This is a genomic window from Streptomyces venezuelae (assembly GCF_008642375.1).
Classification (GTDB): Bacteria; Actinomycetota; Actinomycetes; order Streptomycetales; family Streptomycetaceae; genus Streptomyces; species Streptomyces venezuelae_G.
In genome coordinates, this window is sequence record NZ_CP029194.1 from 3,997,678 (window position 1) to 4,015,549 (window position 17,872).

Here is a 17,872-nt window from a genome sequence, read left to right on the forward strand (position 1 = left end):
CGCCCGTGAGCCCCTCAATGCTCCGCCCGCTCCCCTGGATATGCGTACGTCTCACCGCTGTTGAGGGTCGTGGCCGTACGCTGCCCCCATGGACGTGGTGAGCGACGCGATCTCCGCCGTACGCGTCGGGCGGCCCTCCTCCGACCGCGTACGGGTCGGCGGCGACTGGTGCGCCCGGCTGGACCCGTACGACGGGGCCGGGTTCCACGTCGTCCTGAAGGGCAGCTGCTGGCTCCTGCCCGACGGCGGCGAACCGGTCGCGCTCGGCGCGGGGGACGCCGTGCTGCTCCCGCACGGTACGGGGCACGTCGTCGCCGACTCGCCCGCAGACGCGGCGACCGTGGCGCGTGCCGTGCCGTTCGCCCGATGGGCCGACCGGACCCTGCCGCAGCCGCTCCTGCCCGCCTTCGACACGCGTGCGCGCGAGGTGGAGATGCTCTGCGGCAAGTACCGGCTCGACCGCAGCCACGCGCACCCGCTCCTCGCGGAGCTCCCCCCGCTCGTCCACCTCCCGAACCGCGCCGGCCGCCACCCCGAACTCCGTGCCGCCGTCGACCTGCTGGGCCGCGAGCTGGGCGGCGAGCCGCACGAGCGGCGGCCCGGTTCGGCCGTCGCGCTGCCCAGCCTGCTCGACCTGCTGCTCGTCTACATGATCCGTTCCTGGCTGGCCGAGACCACGGACGGAGCCTGGCCGGGCGCCCTCGGCGACCCGGTGACCGCCGCCGCCCTGCGGGCGCTGCACGCCGACCCGGCCGCCCCGTGGACCAACGACCTGCTCGCGGCCGAGGCGGGTGTCTCCCGGCCCACCCTGGCCCGCCGCTTCTCCGCGCTGATCGGCCGGCCCCCGATGGCGTACCTGACCTGGTGGCGGCTGACGCGCGGCGCCGCGCTGCTCCGGGACACCCCGGATCCGCTGGCCACGGTCGCCCGCCGGGTCGGCTACGGCTCGCCGTACGCCTTCTCGCACGCCTTCCGCCGGGAGTTCGGCACGACACCGGGCCGGTACCGGGCGGCGCGGAAGGAGCCGGTGCCCGTCACCGGTCCCTGAGTGCCCGCTGGGCCTCGTACAGATTCCGCGGACGCACCGACTCCGGGCTTCCGTACGCCTCCACGCGCGCGTGCAGCTCGCCGGCGAAGTCCGGGACGTCGATCTGATCGAACTCGCGCACCTCGCTGATGCCGACCGTGGCGCTGTACGGGGCGACGGTGTCGAGCTTCACGAGGCCCGCCCGGCCGTTCGTCACCGTCACGTTCCAGTGGGCGAACCGGGCGCCGTAGAGCGGTCCGGCGGAGGCGTCGCCGCCGTGCCGGCCGTCGTTCTCGACGGTGATCCCGGTCCGTACGTTCGCGAAGGGCATGCCCCGGTGGGTGTCGAAGGTGCCCGTCTCCATGACCCCGCGCGACCAGACGTTGTGGCTGGACAGGCCCTCGACGTTGATGCCGTGGAGCTGCGTGCCCGCCGGGGCGGGGACCGTGCGGGCGGCGACGCGGAAGTCCTCGACGAGGTTGTCGTGCGCGCCCTCCCGGCAGAAGTACGGGTGGTGGGAGCCGCGCCCCTCGACGCGCGTGCGGCGCAGGGTGCAGGCGGAGGCGGCGACGAGCCCGAAGCCGTTGTCGACGTGCCGGACGACCACGTCCTCCGCCCAGCAGTCGTACGCACACTGGAAGGTGACGCCGTTGAAGCCCTTGTCGAGGAGGTGGGGGGACTGCGCGAGCAGCGGTGCCTCCAGGGTCAGGCCGACCACCCCCGAGTCGGTGAGCGGGTCCGCCCCCGAGACGAGTCGGGGGTCCCACTCGGGGCGGAGGTCGAGCGGGAGGGGCCGTTCGAGGGTGACGCGGCGGCCCGCGATCCCGGTGATCCGTACGGGCCACTCGAAGGGGACGTACGAGGTCAGCTTGGTCTTGTCGTCCCAGGTGTACGCCTCCGGGCCGGGCCCGCCGCCCGCCATGTGCTCCAGGAGCGTGTGGCCGGGGTCGTCGGCGAGCCGGAGGAGGACCAGCTGCCCCCGGGCCAGGCCGGACGGGTCCTCGACGGTCACCGAGCGGTCGCCCCGGCGGGCCGGGCGGAGGGCGGTGAGCGTGGTCCACTCGTCGCGGCGGTTGCCGGTCCAGCCCTCGAAGGGCCAGGCGCGGTCCCGTATCGCGGCGACGAGCGAGGCGTGCCGGGCGTGCGGGGAGAGCCAGACGAGGCCGCCGGCCCAGGACCAGGAGGACTTGTCGCCGCCGTAGCGGGAGCCGTACGGGCCGACGAGCTCGGTGAGGTGCCGGGTCGCGAGCAGGGTCGTACGGCCGGAGCCCGCGCCGCGCAGGACGACCCCGCTGTGTCCGATCCGCAGGTAGTCGTCGATCCGGTACGTGCCCGGTGGCAGCAGCACCGTGCCGCCGCCGCGCTCCCCGGCCTCGGCCAGGGCACGGTTGATCGCGGGGGCGGAGTCCCGCGAGCCGTCGGGGGCCGCCCCGTGGGTGACGGCGTTCGCCACGACCCGCGGGCGAGGTGCGCGGCGGGCGCCGGCGTGGGCGCCGGCCCGGCCCACGTAAGGGATCTGCGGGTGGGTGTAGGGGGCGGCCTCGAACTCCCGCCAGAGGCCGGCGGGGCGGGGAGCCGGGGTGAACCCGGTGGTGCCGAGGCCGGCCGTCGCGACTCCCGCCACGGTCACCGCGCCGCCGACGAACTGCCTTCTGCTGAGTGCCATACCCCTGAACCTTTCATGTATATGAACGGTGTTCAGATCTGCGCCGGGCGCGAGCATGGCAGGAGAAGGCCCTTGCCGGAAGAGGTCAGTGCGTGGGTTTCTGGGTCAGGTTCTTGAACGCGTCGAGGTTCCGCGTCGACTCGCCGCGCGAGACCCGCCACTCGTACTCCCGCCGGATCGCCGAGGCGAAGCCCAGCTCCAGGAGCGTGTTGAAGTCGCCGTCCGCCGCCTCCAGGACGGAGCCGAGCAGCCGGTCCAGCTCCTCGGGCGTGACGGCGGAGAGCGGGAGCTTCCCGGCGAGGTAGACGTCGCCGAGGCCGTCGACCGCGTAACTCACCCCGTACAGCTTGAGGTTGCGCTCCAGGAGCCAGCGGTGGACGCCCGACTCGTTCTCGTCGGGGTGCCGGATGACGAAGGCGTTGAGGGAGAGGGAGTGGCGGCCCGCCCGGAGCGACAGGGTGGTGAACAGCTTGCGCGTGCCCGGGAGCTTCACGACGTACGAGCCGGGCTCCGGGGACTCCCAGTCCAGCTCCGCGTCGTTGAAGGTGTCCTCGATGATCCGCCGAACGTCCTCAGCCATGGTGCGAGCGTACGCGACGGCGGTTCTCGCGGACCCGGTGGTCGTGCATGGCGGCCGTGTACACGTCGGCCGTGCCCGAGGCCGCCGTGTCCCAGCCGAACGACCCGGCGTGCAGGGCCGCCGCCGCGCCCATCCGGTCCGAGAGGGCCGGGTCGGCGACGAAGCGGCCGAGCGCGCGGGCGTAGTCCGCCGGGTCGTGCCCCTGGACGAGGAAGCCGGTCACGTCGTCCCGCACGGCGACGGGCAGACCGCCCACCGCCGCCGCGACGACCGGGGTGCCGGCCGCCTGCGCCTCGATGGCGACCAGGCCGAAGGACTCGCTGTACGAGGGCATGACGAGGACGCTGGCCGCGCGGAACCAGTCCGCGAGCCGGTCCTGTCCCACCGGCGGGTGGAAGCGCACGATGTCCGCGATCCCGAGCCGGGCGGCGAGCTTCTGCAGGCCCTCCGGCTTGGCCAGGCCGCTGCCGCTCGGGCCGCCGACGACGGGGACGACCATGCGCGAGCGCAGCGATGGGTCCTGCTCCAGGAGCCGGGCGGCGGCGTGCAGGAGGATGTCCGGGGCCTTGAGGGGCTGGATGCGGCCGGCGAAGACCGGGATGAAGGCGTCCTGGGGGAGCCCGAGGCGCGCCCGGGCGGCGGCGCGTCCGTCGGCGGGGCGGAAGTGGTCGAGGTTCACGCCCGGGTGGACGACCGCGATCTTGCCGGGGTCCGCCTCGTAGAAGCGGGCGAGCTCGTCGGCCTCCTCGGCCGTGTTGGCGATGAGCCGGTCGGCGGCGGAGACGATCTGGGTCTCGCCGATGACGCGGGCGGCGGGCTCGGGGGTGTCGCCCTCGGCGAGCGCCGCGTTCTTGACCTTCGCCATGGTGTGCATCGCGTGGACGAGCGGGACGCCCCAGCGCTCGGCGGCCAGCCAGCCGACGTGGCCGGAGAGCCAGTAGTGGGAGTGGACCAGGTCGTAGTGGCCGGGCCGGTGGCCCGCCCACGCCTGCATGACGCCGTGCGTGAAGGCGCAGAGCTGGGCCGGCAGCTCCTCCTTGGCCAGGCCCTCGTAGGGGCCCGCGTCGACGTGCCGGACGAGGACGCCGGGGGTGAGCTCGACGACCGGGGGGAGGCCGCCGGTGGTGGCCCGGGTGAAGATCTCCACCTCGATGTCGATGGCCGCGAGGCGCTTGGCCAGCTCGACGATGTAGACGTTCATGCCGCCCGCGTCGCCCGTGCCCGGCTGGTGCAGGGGGGAGGTGTGGACGCTGAGCATGGCCACCCGGCGCGGGGTGCGGTTCCGGCCGGGGAGCCGGAGCCGGGTCGGCGCCTGATGCCTGTGCCGGGTACCGGCGAACCGGGACACGTACTGGCTCACGTCGGCGGTCCTTCCGCTCGGGGATCCCGAGGGCGGCCTCGGGGCTGAGCTGTGTCGGGCTTGCTGAGCTGGGTGGGGCTTGCTGTGCTGTGTCCGGCGTACTGAACCGGGTCGGGCGTACGGAACTGCGTCGGGCGTGCCGAGTCGTGCCCGGCCGTGCTGCGTCGTGTCGGGCATGACTCTCGGAGGGCGCGTACGTCCTCCAGCCCCGACAACACCGGAATGGCTCCTTTCATTTCCGCCCGCGGAAGCGTTTTGCCAATTCGTTGCCGGGACGGGGCCCCCTCGACCCCGCTCCCGTACCCCTTACGCTCGTGTCATGGCCCCGCGCACCACCCGCCCCGTCGGCACCCCGACCCGCGGGACCACCAACCCGAACCGCCTGCGCCGCATGGACCGCTGGATCGCCGCCGCGCACGGCCCCGCCCTGCGCCGCTCCCCCGAACCGCCGCTCGCCGTCGACCTCGGGTACGGGGCCGCCCCCTGGACCGCCGTCGAACTCCTCGCCCGGCTGCGCACCGCCGAGCCCCGCACCCGGCTCTACGGCATCGAGATCGAGCCCGCCCGCGTCGAGGCCGCGAGGCCGTACGAGCACGAGGGCCTCTCCTTCCTGCACGGCGGCTTCGAAGTGCCGGTGCCCGGCACGGTCGCCCTGATCCGGGCGGCGAACGTGCTGCGCCAGTACGACGAGGAGCAGGTCGCTGCCGTGTGGGCCCGGCTGTGCGGGCGGCTCGCGCCCGGAGGGCTGCTCGTCGAGGGCACCTGCGACGAGATCGGACGGCGGCACGTGTGGGTGGCCCTCGACCGGAGCGGTCCGCGCACGGTGACCTTCGCGACCCGGCTCGGCTCCCTGGAGCGCCCCTCGGACCTGGCGGAGCGGCTCCCGAAGGCACTGATCCACCGCAACGTGCCGGGCGAGCCGGTGCACGCCTTCCTGCGGGACTTCGACCGGGCGTGGGCGGCGGCCGCCCCGTACGCCTCGCTCGGCGCGCGGCAGCGCTGGATCCGCTCCGTACGCGAACTGGCGGCGGACTGGCCGCTGACGGACGGTCCGCGGCGGTGGCGGCAGGGCGAAGTGACGGTGCGCTGGGAGGCACTGGCCCCGCGGCCCTGACGATCCCCGCCGTCGCGGCCCGCCTCGGCCGCCCGCCGCACCCCCGAAGAAGCCCGCCGCCACTCCCCCGGCCCTCCGTCTCCCCAACTCCCGCTGAATTTCGCGTACGTCGGGAACGCCACCCGCGCATCACTCGTCCCCTTAGGAGAACCGGCCCGACAGGCCCTGGTTTCCCCTGTTGTTTTCCGGTTTCGCATGGCACTATCGCCAAGGCCGCCGCCAAGTTACTGACGGTAAATCAGATGGATGCGGGCCGCACACGAGGGGGAGCTTGTGAACCGACGTCGCCACACCACCGCCGCGATCACCGTGATCTGCGCCCTGGCGGTACTGGCCTCACCGGCACTGACCCTCCAGGCCGCCGCCGCGCCGTTCCCCCCGACCCCTCCGACGGCCCCCGAGAAGAGCCTGGAGGAGGTACGCAAGGAGATAGACGGCCTGTACCGGCAGGCCGCCGTCGCCACCGACGCGTACAACCTCGCCGAGGAGAAGACCAAGGAGCAGTCCGCCGAGATCGTCCGGCTCGCCCGGATGATCGTCGAGGGCCGCGAGAAGGTCGAGGACCTCAAGGCCAAGGCGGGCGCCGCCGCGCGCGCCCAGTACCGCAACGGCGGGCTCCCGGAGGGCGCGCAGCTCGTCCTCACCGACGACCCGCAGCTCTTCCTCGACGCCGCGGGCCGCCTCAAGGCCGGTGCGAAGGCCACCACCGACCTCCTCGGCGAGATGACCCGCACCCAAGCCGAGTTGGGCGTCTACGCCAAGGACGCCGGCGCCAACTGGACCAAGCTGGAGGCCCACCGGGTCAAGCAGGCGCAGGCGAAGAAGGAGATCAACGACAAGATCGCCGCGGCCAGGAAGCTGGAGTCCGAGCTCGCCGCCGAGGAGCGCGAGCGACTGCGCCGCCTGGAGGAGCAGGAGCAGTACCGGGCCCAGACGAGCTGGCTCGACACCGGCATCCTCGGCGACCTCAAGACGGGGGCGACCCCGGAGGGCAAGAAGGCGGTCGAGTTCGCGACGGCGCAGATCGGCAAGCCGTACGTGTGGGGGGCGGAGGGACCGGACTCCTTCGACTGCTCCGGCCTGACCCAGCTCGCCTGGGCCAAGGCGGGCGCCCCGATCCCGCGCACCTCGCAGGAGCAGTGGCGGCTGCTGCCGCGTGTGGACGTCAAGGACATGCGCCCGGGCGACCTGATCGTCTACTTCAAGGACGCGAGCCACATCGGGATGTACATCGGCAAGGGCGCGATGGTGCACGCACCGCGCCCGGGCCGGAACGTGACCATCGCGGGCGCGGGCTCGATGGAGATCCTGGGAGTGGTCCGACCCGGCTAGGGCGCGCCCCCGGGCGCACGACGGGTCCGGACAACCCCTTTGACCGGATCCCGCCCTTCTGACCGGATCTCGCCCCCGACTTGACGGACGTCCCCGACCCGGCGTGACCTTTCTCATTGCCGCCGGGCCCCTTCCACGGCGGCCCGCGGCCTTTCCCGCGACAACTACCTCCCCATCCGCGGCATATGCCAAGGCGGGGGAGGTCACTCCCCCGCTGATCACCATTCCGCTGCGCACCGACCTACCGCTAGGGTCCGGGACGGGCGGGGCGCCACCCGGCGCCCTGCGCACCCTCGGGGGGAGGGAAGGAAGCTCCGGACCGATGCCCGTATCCGTACCGCGCCAGAGAATCGTCTCTGCTGATGCGGAACCCGGCGACGCCACCGCTATGGACGCCACCGCTATGACAGGCACAGGCACAGGAACCGACCGCGATCGCACCGATCTCACCCTTCTGGTCGTCGAGGACGACCCGGCGGGTGTCCTCGCCGTGCCCGAACTCCTGGACGCGGCGGACGCCGCCGGCACCCGCGTACGCATCCGTACCGCCCGCAACCTCACCGAGGCCGAGCGGCTCCTCACCGACGACGTCCACTGCGTCCTCGTCGACCTCTCCCTGCCCGGCCCCCGCGCCGCCGCCGGGGACGACCCGCTCGCCCCGCTGCGCCACATCCTGCGGCTCGCGCCGCGCCACGCCGTCCTCGCCCTCGCCGCCTCCGCCGACGCGGAGCTGGCGGCCGAGGCCGTACGGGTCGGGGCCCAGGACCACCTCTTCCGCGAGGAGCTCGACGGGCGGCTGCTCAGCCGGGCCATCCGGTACGCGGTCGAGCGCAAGCGCGCCGACGCCGTCCAGGTGAAGCTGGCCGAGTCCCGGCTGCGGGCCCAGGAGAACGCCCGCCTGGAGCGCGGCCTGCTCCCGACCCCGCTCCTGGAGGGCTCGGACCTGCGGTTCGCGGCCCACTACCGCCCCGGCCGCTCCCGCGCGCTCCTCGGCGGCGACTTCTACGACACCGTGCGCACGCCCGACGGCACCGTCCACGCCATGATCGGCGACGTCTGCGGGCACGGTCCCGACGAGGCGGCCCTCGGCGTCGAGCTGCGGATCGCGTGGCGGGCGCTGACCTTCGCGGGGCTGTGCGGGGACGAGCTGCTCTCGACGATGCAGCAGGTCCTGGAGCACGAGCGGGAGAGCGACGAGATCTTCGCGACCCTCTGCACCGTCGACATCGCACCCGACGGCCGCCGGGCGGGCCTCTGCCTCGCCGGCCACCCGTCACCGCTGATCGCCCGGCAGGGACGGGCGGCCCGGCTGCTCCCGTACGAGGACGGCGGCCCGGCCCTGGGGCTGCTGCCGCGCGCCCGCTGGCCGCGGCGTCAGGTGGAGCTGGGCGGGGCGTGGAGCCTGCTCATGTACACGGACGGGCTGATCGAGGGCCGCTCGGCCGGCCCCGGCTCGCCGCGGCTCGGGCAGGACGGGATGGTCGAGATGATCAACCGGCAGCTGTCCGAGGGCCTTCGGGGCGAGGAGCTCCTGGAGGCGGCGGTGACCGAGGTGCGGGCGCTGAACGGCGGCGAGCTGACGGACGACGTCGCCGTCCTGGCCCTGGAAAGGGACAGGGCCCGGGGATAGCCCCAGGCCCTGCCTTGCACGTATTTCCTACGATCCGCTACCGGCCGCCGTTGTAGGGGCCGTACGGTCCGTCGCTGCTGGAGCCGCCACCGCGGCGGCCACGGCCTCCGCCGGAGACCTGCGCGAGCGCGGGGCGCACGTCCACCATGAAGACGATGGCGGCGATCAGCCCGGCGATCTGCAGGAACAGCATGGGCAGCAGCAGGTTCAGAACGAGATTGACGGCCAGGATGATCAGCCAGAACTTCTTCGTCTGCTTCTCGGCGGCGCGGTAGGCGTCCTCGCGCGCCATGGCGGCGAAGACGAGCGCGGCGACGGCGAAGCCGGTGAAGACCAGGAAGATCACCAGAGAGAGAAGGGAATCGAATCCCGCGCGCAACATGCTGAGCACCGCCTAGTGGTGATGTGGAGAAAGCGCCTCGCGGTCAAGGTACCCGTTACAACGCACCGGCTACCCGCATTGGTGCCCGCCCTGTTCGGCCCGCTCCCTTACTCCGTCTCGGCGGCGACGGCCGCCTTCTTGGCGGGGGACTTGCGGGCGGCGGCCTTCCTGGCAGGCGCCTTCTCGGCCTCGGCCTCGGCGACCGGGCTCTCGTCCGACTTCGCCTCCGCCTTCGTCTCCGGCTCCGTCTCCGGCTCGACGACGACGGCGATCTCCGTGATCTCCTCGGCGGCCTCTCCACGCCAGACCTTGACGGCCTCCTCGCCGCGGGCGGCGACCTCCTCGTACTTCTCGCGCGCCTTGACCGCGTACTCGGCGGCCACGCCCACACCGCGGAGGGCGAGGTCCTGCGCCGTCTCGCCGAACTTCTTGAGGTCCGTGTCGAGACCGCCGACGACCTCGGCGAACTTCGACTGCACGGTGACCTGGGCCTCCTTGGCCTGCGCGGTCACCCGCTCCTGCACGGCCTTCGGGTCGGTCTTCCGCACGGCCTCGATCCGGGCGGGCGCCTCGGCGGCGAGCTGCTCGATCAGGCCGGGGACCTTCCTGGCCTGCCGCACGGCGAGGTCGGCGGTGCCGGCGGCGAAGTAGAGGGGGGTACGCAGTTCGTCGATGATGGCCATGCTGGTGGTCCTCCCGGGTGTGACGTACGTACGGACTAGCGCGAAGGCGATTCGGCATCGGGCGTGGGGTCGGGGGTGTCCGCGTCGGCACCGGCACCGGCGTCCGCCGCCTGGGCGGCGGCCTCCGCGGCCTCGGCGGCCTCGGCGGCGTTCTCCTTGCGGAAGGAGTCGTAGATCTGGAGCAGCACCTGCTTCTGCCGCTCGTTGATCGAGGGATCGGCCAGGATGACGGCGCGCGTCTCCAGCTCCTCCCGCTCCTTCTCGTCGAGGATCCCGGCCCGCACGTAGAGCGTCTCGGCGGAGATCCGCAGGGCCTTGGCGACCTGCTGGAGGACCTCCGCGCTGGGCTTCCGCAGCCCCCGCTCGATCTGACTCAGGTACGGATTCGACACGCCGGCCGCGTCGGCGAGCTGCCGCAGGGACAGCTGCGCGGTCCTCCGCTGCTCGCGGAGGTACTCACCGAGATTGCCGACGTTGAGCGATGCCATGCCCCGACCATGCCAGCCCGCGCTAACTATTGCAAGCAGGCGCTTGCAAGAGTGTCGGCGGCCGCGCGGGGCCGTGCGATGCTGGGAGCGTGAAGCTGGAGGACCTGGTGAGGTTGCGGCGCGCGCGGGACGTGATGGACCGCGACTACGCGCTGCCGCTCGACGTACCGGCGCTGGCCAGGGTCGCGCTCATGTCGGCCGGGCACTTCTCCCGCAGCTTCCGGGCGGCGTACGGGGAGACGCCGTACGGCTATCTGATGACCCGGCGCGTGGAGCGGGCGAAGGCACTGCTGCGGCGGGGCGACCTGAGCGTGACCGAGGTCTGCTTCGCGGTCGGCTGCACCTCGCTCGGCTCGTTCAGCTCGCGCTTCACGGAGCTGGTGGGCGAGAGCCCGAGCGCGTACCGGGCCCGGTGTCACGAGGCGGGCGCGGCGATCCCGGCATGCGTGGCGAAGGTCCTCACCCGCCCGAGCAAGAGCTGAGGGAGCGGCGTCCAAGCGGTCACGATCGGAGAAGCGGATTCCGGGCCGCCGCCGTAGCGTCGAAGTCATGAACAACGTCAGACTCTCGCAGTGCTTCATCGCCGTCGACGACCACGACAAGGCGCTCGCCTTCTACCGCGACGCCCTCGGCCTGGAGGTCCGCAACGACGTCGGGTTCGAGGGGATGCGCTGGGTGACCGTCGGTTCGCCCGCGCAGCCGGACGTGGAGATCGTCCTCGAACCCCCGCTGGCCGACCCCAACGCCTCGGCCGCCGACCGCCAGGCCATGGCGGAACTGCTGGCCAAGGGCATGCTGCGCGGCGTGATCTTCTCCACGGACGACGTCGACGCCACCTTCGAGCACGTCAGGGCGGCCGGCGGCGAGGTGCTGCAGGAGCCGGTCGACCAGCCGTACGGCGTCCGCGACTGCGCCTTCCGCGACCCGGCGGGCAACATGCTCCGCTTCTCCCAGCCCCGCACCGGCTGACCGCCGGCCCCTCCCCTCATGGCAGCATTCCCGGAGGTCGACAGGGAGGGCTGCCATGACGGTCGATACGCACACCCCGGACACCGCGGACGACCCCCGGCGCCGCGCGGACGTCCTCGACGAGACCGCGCACCCGGGGCCCCGCCGTTTCACCGGTCCGGCGACCGGGGACGAGCGGCAGATGCTCGTCGGGTTCCTGGCGGACCAGCGCGCGACCCTGGTGCTGAAGTGCGCGGGCGTCACGGAGGGCCTGGCCCACCGTGCCGTCGCACCGTCCACGCTCTCCCTCCTCGGCCTGGTCCGGCACCTCGCCGACGTCGAGCGCCGCTGGTTCCGCCAGATCCTCGCCGGCCAGGCCGACGCGGCCCCGCTCTTCTCCTCCCCCGCCGATCCGGACGGGGACTTCGACGGCGCGACCCCCGACCCGGCGGCCGTCACGGCGGCCTGGGACGCTTGGCACGCGGCCGTGGCCTTCGCCGAACGCTTCACGGCCGAGGCCCCGGACCTCGACATCTCGGCCCACGACGCCTGGCGCGGGACGGTCTCCCTGCGCTGGGTCCTCATCCACATGATCGAGGAGTACGCCCGCCACAACGGCCACGCCGACCTCCTCCGCGAACAGCTCGACGGCACGACCGGCATGTGACCGGCCGAGTGGGCGGCGGTCACCCCGCGCCGGCGACCCAGGCCGCGAGCGCCGCGTAGTCGGCATCGCCGAGCCCGCGCCGGGGATCCACCCGGTGGAGGAACGCCGGCGCGGAATGCCGGTCGGCGACCCACGCCCGGTCGGCGGCCCCGATCTCGTCGTCCACCCACGCGAACGCCCGCCCCGCCGCCCACGCCACCAAGGCCGGGGTCTTCCAGTGAAGCCCCGGCACCCGCTCCTCCTCGCCCGGAGCGTCCGGCCAGGGGACGAGGGGCAGATCAGGCAGCCCGAGGCGCGGGGCGACCCATGCGTTGGCGGCCTCCTCCCAGGTCGTCGCCCAGACCAGCTCGTACGGGAGCGCCGCGAGCCGCGCCCCGTGCGCCGGGTCGAGCCGTGCGAGGAGCGGGCTCACGGACGGGGGCGGGACGGGCGGATACGTCGGGTACGCCCCTTCCCGCGCGCCGAAGGGGATCAGCGGCCCGTCCACGTCCAGGAAGAGCAGAGGTGTGGTCACGCCACCATCCTGCACAGCCACCGCAGCCCCCACAGCCACCCCAGCCTCCGCAGCCCCGCGGCTCCCGCAGCCCCCACCCCCGAACTCGTCCGCTTCCTTACAATCCGCCACAGATCGAGTTTCGTTACCCTGGCAGGCATGACAGCCATGGCGCCCACCCGCACCGAGCCCGACCTCTCCTACCTCCTCGACCACACCAGCCACGTCCTGCGCACCCGCATGACCGCAGAGCTCGGCGCGATCGGACTCACTCCCCGGATGCACTGCGTCCTCGTCCACGCCCTGGAGGAGGAGCGCACACAGGCGCAGCTCGCCGAGATCGGGGACATGGACAAGACCACCATGGTCGTGACCGTCGACGCCCTGGAGAAGGCCGGGCTCGCCGAGCGGAAGCCGTCGAGCACCGACCGGCGGGCCCGCATCATCGCCGTGACCGCGGAGGGGGCGAAGGTCGCCCAGGAGAGCCAGAAGATCGTCGACGGGGTCCACGAGAAGGCTCTCGACTCTCTGCCCGACGAGGAGCGCGAGGTCCTGCTGCGCGCGCTGAACCGCCTGGCCACCGGCCACCTGGAGACCCCCGTCGAGGGCCCGGGGACCGCCCGCCGGGCGCGCCAGCGCGGCTGAGCCCCGCCGGGACCGCGCAAGTACTCCCGTAAAAAATAGTCTGCAACAAAACCATCTGCTAACGTCTCTCCTGTTGCCTCCACCGAACAGGAGAGAGAGCCATGTCCGCGCCTGCCGCCACCCGCCCCCGCACCTCCCGACACCTCGCCCTCGGCGTCCTCGCCACGAGCATGCTGATGACCGTCCTCGACGGCAGCATCGTCACCGTCGCGATGCCCGCCATCCAGAGCGACCTCGGCTTCACCCCCGTCGGCCTCAGCTGGGTCGTCAACGCGTACCTCATCGCCTTCGGCTCGCTCCTCCTCCTCGCCGGCCGCCTCGGCGACCTCATCGGCCGCAAGCGGATGTTCCTCCTCGGCACGGGCCTCTTCACCGCCGCCTCGCTCCTCGCCGGCGCCGCCGCCTCTCCCGAGGTCCTGATCGCCGCCCGCTTCCTCCAGGGCATCGGCAGCGCGATGTCCGCCGCCGTCGGCCTCGGCATCCTCGTCACCCTCTTCGCCGAACCCCGCGAACGCGCCAGGGCCATCGCCGTGTTCAGCTTCACCGGCGCCGCCGGCGCCTCCCTCGGCCAGGTCCTTGGCGGAGTCCTCACCGACGCCCTCGCCTGGAACTGGATCTTCTTCATCAACCTCCCCATCGGCGTCGCCGCCCTCCTCCTCGCCCTCCCCGCCCTGCCCGCCGACCGCGGCCTCGGCCTGAAGGCCGGCGCGGACGTCCTCGGCGCGCTGCTCGTCACCTCCGGCCTGATGACCGGGATCTACGCGGTCGTCACCATCGAGGAGTACGGGGCCGGTTCGGCGCACACCCTCGGCTTCGGCGCCCTCGCCGCCACCCTCCTGGCCGGCTTCCTCGTCCGCCAGACGAAGGCCGCCACCCCGCTCATGCCCCTGCGGATCCTCCGCTCGCGCAGCGTCTCCGGCGCCAACCTCGTCCAGATGCTGATGGTCGCCGCGCTCTTCTCCTTCCAGATCCTCGTCGCCCTCTACCTCCAGAAGGTCCGCGGCTACGGAGCCGCCGAGACCGGCCTCGCGATGCTGCCCGCCGCCGTCGTCATCGGTGTCGTCTCCCTCGGTGTCTCGGCCCGCCTCATCGCCCGCTTCGGCGAGCGGAACATCCTCCTCACCGGCCTCCTCCTGCTCGTCGGCGTCCTCGGCCTGCTGACCCGCCTCCCCGTCGACGCCGACTACGCCACCGACCTGCTCCCCGTGATGCTGCTCGCCGCCGGCTTCGGCCTCGCGCTCCCCGCCCTCACCTCGCTCGCCATGTCCGGCGCCGAGGAGAAGGACGCGGGCCTCGCCTCCGGCCTCTTCAACACGACCCAGCAGATCGGCATGGCCCTCGGCGTCGCGGTCCTCTCCACCCTGGCCGCCTCCCGCACCGAGTCCCTCACGGCGGCCGGCCGGCCCACCGCCGAGGCCCTGACCGGCGGCTACCACCTGGCCTTCGCCCTCGGCACCGCGCTCGTCCTCGCCGCCCTGGCGGTCGCCTTCACGGTCCTGCGCCCGACCGCCGGCAACGCCGACACCCCCGACTCCGACTCCGGCTCCGACTCCGACTCCGACTCCGACTCCGACTCCGACTCCGAGAAGACCCCCCGGATGACCATGGCCGCATGAGAGCCGACCGACTCGTCGCCGCCCCGCTCTTCCTCCAGACCAGGCAACGCGTCACCGCCGCCGAACTCGCCGCCGAACTGGACGTGTCCGAACGGGCCGCCCGCCGGGACCTCGAAGAGCTCGCGAGCGCCGGGGTCCCGGTCCATTCGCAGGCCGGCAAGGGCGGCGGCTGGGCCTTGGTCGGCAGCGCCCGCACCGACCTGACCGGCCTCACCGCCCCCGAGATCGCCGCGACGGTGCGGGGCCGCGCCGCCCCCGGCACCGAGCCGCCCCTCGAAGGCCTCCTGGGCGCGCGGATACGGTACGGGGAAGCCGCCCCGGACGGCTGGACCCCCGTCGAGATCGACGGCCCCTGCCCCGAGGCCGTCGCCGCCCGGCTGGCGGGGCTGGGAGCCCGCGTGGAGCTCCTCGACCCCCGGGAGGCCCGTACGGCCCTCGCCCGCATCGGCGGCGAACTCACCGCGCTGCACGGGCAGCGGAACCCGGCATTGACACCGGCACCGGCACCGGCACCGGCGACAGACACTCCGGAAGCTCCTCCGCGTGCACCAGTGCCAGCCGCGACACGGCCCGGGTGAGCACCACGTACAGCCGGTTCGGACCGCGTGCCTCGGCCGCCACGATCGCGGCGGGTTCGACCACGACGACATGGTCGAACTCCAGGCCCTTGACGGCCGTCGCGGGCAGCACGGTCACCCGCTCCCCCGCCCCGCACCCGCGCACCGCCTCCTCCACCCGGCCGACGAGGCCTTCGGCCGTGATCACCCCCACCGATCCCTCCGCGGCGAGCGCGGCGAGCACGGCCCGGCGGGTCGCGGCCGACAGGTCCGTGGTCCGGTGGACCGTCACCTCTCCGTCCGTACGGACCGACCGGCCCGCCGGCACGTCGGCGCCCAGGTGCGGCAGGAGCCGGTTGGCGAGCTCCACGATCGCCTCCGGTACGCGGTAGCCGAGGGTCAGCGGCACCACCGGCGCCTCGCCCCTGCCCAGGTGGGCCAGTTGCTCACGCCAGTCGCGGGCCGCCCACGGCGTGGTGCCCTGGGCGAGGTCCCCGAGGACGGTGAGCGAGCCGAAAGCGGTACGGCGGGCGATCGCCCGGCACTGCATGGGCGAGAGGTCCTGGGCCTCGTCGACGACGACATGGCCGTAGCTCTCCGGGCGTTCGATCAGGCCCGCCAGCTCGTCGAGGAGGACGAGATCGGCGGCGGTCCACCGCGCCGAGCGGTGCGACCGAGGCGGCCGCTCCCAGCGGATCGCCGCCGCCTCCGCCTCCGTCAGCGCGCCCATCGCACGCCCGCCTTCCGACGCCCCGCCCGCCTCCGGCGCGGCGGCCCCCGCCGGATCCGTGAGGACCTCGGCGAGCACCTCCTCCGGGGTCGTCCTCGGCCAGCACGCGTCGAGGAAGGCGGTCACGGCCCGGGCCCGTTCGACGCGCCGCACCCAGGCCGCACCCACCGCCCCCGACCGGCGTTCGGCCCGGAGCTGGAGGGCCCGGACGACACGGGCGCGGACCCGCTCGCGTCCCGTGGCGTAGGGCGGCGCCTCCTCCCGTACCGCCTCGACGATCGCGACGAGCTCGGCGGCGGGCAGCCGCCAGTGGTACGAGCCGTCGGGGACGGCCAGGTCCCCGGGAGGGACCGGGTCGACCCTGCCGTACAGCGCGCGGTGCAGCACCCCGGCCATCCGGGCGTCGTGCTTGATCCGGGCCGCCGCCTCCCCGTCCTCGGCCCGGACCGGATGGCGGGCGAGCTCGTCGTCGAGGGTGGCCTGCCGGACGCCGGTCTCGCCGAGCGAGGGCAGCACCTCGGCGATGTACGACAGGAAGGCGCGGTGCGGACCGAGGACGAGGAGCCCGGAACGGCGGATCCGCTGCGGATGGCTGTAGAGGAGGTACGCGGCCCGGTGCAGACCGACCGCGGTCTTGCCGGTGCCGGGCGCGCCCTGCACGCACAGCGAGGCGGCCGGGTCGGAGCGCACGAGGTCGTCCTGTTCGGGCTGGATGGTGGCGGCGATGTCCCGCATGGGGCCGACCCTGGGACGCTCGATCTCCCCGGCGACGAGCGCACTCACCGTCCCCGTCCCGCCGTCGCCGAGGCGTTCGTCCTCCAGGGCGGTGAGGTCCTCGGTGGCGCCCCGGCTGTTCGGGGCCCAGCCGAAGCGCCGGCGCCGGAGGACGCCCTGCGGGTCATGCGCGCCGGCCTGGTAGTAGGCGCGGGAGACGGGGGCGCGCCAGTCGACGACGAGCGGCGGTGCGGCGGGGTCCTCGGCGATCCGGCGGCGGCCGATGTGGTGGGTCTGGCCGTCTTCCCGGTCGAGGCGTCCGAAGAACAGCGGGCCCGGCGGCTGTTCCCCCATCTCCTTGGCGCGGCTGCGGAGGTGGAAGCCGAGGGCCTCGGCGTCGGCGCCGGACGCGGCGACGTCCTCGCCGGTCACGACCTGTTCGGCGACGTCCTCGGTCATCCGGGTCAGGGCGGCGCGGCAGGCGTCGTGGTGGGCGCGTTCGCGGGCGAGCTCAAGGTCCAGTGACGTCATTCCGACAAGGCTAGCGGAAAACGTTACTGAGTTACATTTTTTACTTGTCTACACATGAGCTCGGGCGGGTCAGTACGGCAGGCCCTCCCGCAGCGCCCGGAACGCCCGCCCCGCCGCGGCCACCGCGTCCGCCGCCACCTCCCCGGCCGACTCGCCGCCCGCGATCCGGGCCGTGTTCTCCTCGGCGAGGACCCGCAGCACGGCCACGATCTGCCCGGCCGCGATCCGCGCGTCCAGCCGATCGCCGCCGAGCGCGTCCGCGAGGGCCGCCTCCGACCGCGCGCGGTACGCGTGGAGGCGGGCGACCAGGGCGGGCGTGCCGTACAGGAGCCGGTGGTACGCCAGCACCGCCGGGTGATCACAGAGACCGGTCACCGGGTCCTGCCTGCCGAGCCCGTCGAGCACGTGCGCGTACAGCGCGTCCAGCGGCGCGACACCGGCGCGCCGCCCCGCCACCACCACCCGGGCGGCCTCGTCCTCGTGGTCCGCGAACCGGTGGAGGACGAGGTCCTCCTTGGCCGGGAAGTACCGGAAGAGGGTCGGCTTCGACACCTCGGCGGCGGCGGCCACCTCCGCGACCGAGACCGCGTCGAACCCCTTCTCCAGGAAGAGCGCGACGGCGGCCTCCGACAAGGCCTGCCGGGTGCGCTCCTTCTTCCGTTCGCGCAGCCCGGACGGCTCCGGAGCGTCCGAGGTCATGAGCACTGCC

18 protein-coding genes and 1 pseudogene are annotated in these 17,872 nt (G+C 73.6%); 10 read left to right on the plus strand and 9 right to left on the minus strand.

Annotated elements, in window-relative coordinates:
- The first annotated feature begins 88 nt into the window (after window positions 1-88).
- Window positions 89-1,048 (plus strand): AraC family transcriptional regulator, encoded by a 960-nt coding sequence (locus DEJ46_RS18145; RefSeq protein ID WP_150267765.1) that lies wholly within the window; start codon window positions 89-91, stop codon window positions 1,046-1,048.
- Here DEJ46_RS18145 and DEJ46_RS18150 read toward each other — a convergent pair.
- The 3 genes from DEJ46_RS18150 to mshA form a co-directional block, all read right to left on the minus strand.
- Window positions 1,035-2,693 (minus strand): glycosyl hydrolase family 28-related protein, encoded by a 1,659-nt coding sequence (locus tag DEJ46_RS18150; protein WP_150267767.1) that lies wholly within the window; start codon window positions 2,691-2,693, stop codon window positions 1,035-1,037. The two genes, DEJ46_RS18145 and DEJ46_RS18150, sit on opposite strands and share 14 nt — an antisense overlap.
- A gap of 85 nt (window positions 2,694-2,778) precedes the next feature.
- Entirely contained in the window at window positions 2,779-3,273 is a 495-nt protein-coding gene (locus DEJ46_RS18155) for a YbjN domain-containing protein (protein WP_150267769.1), read from the minus strand.
- Window positions 3,266-4,633 carry a D-inositol-3-phosphate glycosyltransferase gene (gene mshA / locus DEJ46_RS18160; protein WP_150267771.1) on the minus strand — a complete coding sequence of 456 codons (1,368 nt, stop codon included), beginning with the start codon at window positions 4,631-4,633 and terminating at the stop codon, window positions 3,266-3,268. The genes DEJ46_RS18155 and mshA overlap by 8 nt, the downstream gene beginning before the upstream one ends.
- Window positions 4,634-4,952: 319 nt before the next feature.
- On the opposite strand from mshA, the gene DEJ46_RS18165 reads away from it, so the two are divergent.
- The 3 genes from DEJ46_RS18165 (at window position 4,953) to DEJ46_RS18175 (ending at window position 8,709) form a co-directional block, all read left to right on the plus strand.
- The gene (locus DEJ46_RS18165) at window positions 4,953-5,747 is read left to right on the plus strand and encodes a class I SAM-dependent methyltransferase (protein ID WP_150267773.1); all 795 of its coding nucleotides are present in this window, start codon (window positions 4,953-4,955) and stop codon (window positions 5,745-5,747) included.
- A gap of 273 nt (window positions 5,748-6,020) precedes the next feature.
- Complete coding sequence (locus DEJ46_RS18170; RefSeq protein ID WP_150267775.1) at window positions 6,021-7,079, plus strand: C40 family peptidase; 1,059 nt, start codon at window positions 6,021-6,023, stop codon at window positions 7,077-7,079.
- A 322-nt stretch (window positions 7,080-7,401) separates the two neighbouring features.
- Complete coding sequence (locus DEJ46_RS18175) at window positions 7,402-8,709, plus strand: PP2C family protein-serine/threonine phosphatase (protein ID WP_150267777.1); 1,308 nt, start codon at window positions 7,402-7,404, stop codon at window positions 8,707-8,709.
- 37 nt (window positions 8,710-8,746) lie between these two features.
- On the opposite strand, the gene DEJ46_RS18180 is transcribed toward DEJ46_RS18175, so the two are convergent.
- From DEJ46_RS18180 to DEJ46_RS18190, 3 genes are all read right to left on the minus strand, one after another.
- Entirely contained in the window at window positions 8,747-9,091 is a 345-nt protein-coding gene (locus tag DEJ46_RS18180; protein ID WP_150267779.1) for a DUF2516 family protein, read from the minus strand.
- 107 nt (window positions 9,092-9,198) lie between these two features.
- Window positions 9,199-9,774 (minus strand): hypothetical protein, encoded by a 576-nt coding sequence (locus DEJ46_RS18185; RefSeq protein WP_150267781.1) that lies wholly within the window; start codon window positions 9,772-9,774, stop codon window positions 9,199-9,201.
- Between the two features lie 35 nt (window positions 9,775-9,809).
- Window positions 9,810-10,262: a helix-turn-helix domain-containing protein gene (locus tag DEJ46_RS18190; RefSeq protein ID WP_150267783.1), complete on the minus strand. Its 453-nt coding sequence runs from the start codon at window positions 10,260-10,262 to the stop codon at window positions 9,810-9,812.
- 89 nt (window positions 10,263-10,351) lie between these two features.
- On the opposite strand from DEJ46_RS18190, the gene DEJ46_RS18195 reads away from it, so the two are divergent.
- The 3 genes from DEJ46_RS18195 to DEJ46_RS18205 all read left to right on the plus strand — a co-directional run bounded on the left by DEJ46_RS18195 (window position 10,352) and on the right by DEJ46_RS18205 (window position 11,877).
- On the plus strand, window positions 10,352-10,744 hold the full coding sequence (locus DEJ46_RS18195) for a helix-turn-helix transcriptional regulator (RefSeq protein ID WP_150267785.1): 393 nt from the start codon (window positions 10,352-10,354) through the stop codon (window positions 10,742-10,744).
- 67 nt (window positions 10,745-10,811) lie between these two features.
- Window positions 10,812-11,231: a VOC family protein gene (locus tag DEJ46_RS18200; protein WP_150267787.1), complete on the plus strand. Its 420-nt coding sequence runs from the start codon at window positions 10,812-10,814 to the stop codon at window positions 11,229-11,231.
- A gap of 55 nt (window positions 11,232-11,286) precedes the next feature.
- A complete protein-coding gene (locus DEJ46_RS18205; protein WP_150267789.1) occupies window positions 11,287-11,877 on the plus strand; it encodes a DinB family protein in 591 nt (196 codons plus the stop codon).
- 19 nt (window positions 11,878-11,896) lie between these two features.
- Here the strand turns inward: DEJ46_RS18205 and DEJ46_RS18210 are convergent, their stop codons facing one another.
- Window positions 11,897-12,391 carry a hypothetical protein gene (locus tag DEJ46_RS18210; protein ID WP_150267791.1) on the minus strand — a complete coding sequence of 165 codons (495 nt, stop codon included), beginning with the start codon at window positions 12,389-12,391 and terminating at the stop codon, window positions 11,897-11,899.
- A 138-nt stretch (window positions 12,392-12,529) separates the two neighbouring features.
- Here DEJ46_RS18210 and DEJ46_RS18215 point away from each other — a divergent pair, with 138 nt between their 5' ends.
- The 3 genes and pseudogenes from DEJ46_RS18215 to DEJ46_RS39965 form a co-directional block, all read left to right on the plus strand.
- Window positions 12,530-13,015, plus strand: a complete 486-nt coding sequence (locus tag DEJ46_RS18215) for a MarR family winged helix-turn-helix transcriptional regulator (RefSeq protein WP_150267793.1) — start codon at window positions 12,530-12,532, stop codon at window positions 13,013-13,015.
- A gap of 101 nt (window positions 13,016-13,116) precedes the next feature.
- Window positions 13,117-14,631, plus strand: coding sequence for an MFS transporter (locus DEJ46_RS18220; RefSeq protein ID WP_150267796.1), 1,515 nt, complete (start codon window positions 13,117-13,119; stop codon window positions 14,629-14,631).
- Window positions 14,628-14,783: pseudogene (locus tag DEJ46_RS39965) on the plus strand (HTH domain-containing protein); the annotation flags it as partial. The gene DEJ46_RS18220 and the pseudogene DEJ46_RS39965, both read left to right, overlap by 4 nt.
- A gap of 304 nt (window positions 14,784-15,087) precedes the next feature.
- Here DEJ46_RS39965 and DEJ46_RS18230 read toward each other — a convergent pair.
- Both DEJ46_RS18230 and DEJ46_RS18235 read right to left on the minus strand, forming a co-directional pair.
- Window positions 15,088-17,163 (minus strand): HelD family protein, encoded by a 2,076-nt coding sequence (locus DEJ46_RS18230; protein WP_150267799.1) that lies wholly within the window; start codon window positions 17,161-17,163, stop codon window positions 15,088-15,090.
- Window positions 17,164-17,232: 69 nt separating this feature from the next.
- On the minus strand, window positions 17,233-17,862 hold the full coding sequence (locus DEJ46_RS18235) for a TetR/AcrR family transcriptional regulator (RefSeq protein WP_150267801.1): 630 nt from the start codon (window positions 17,860-17,862) through the stop codon (window positions 17,233-17,235).
- Window positions 17,863-17,872: the final 10 nt, after the last annotated feature.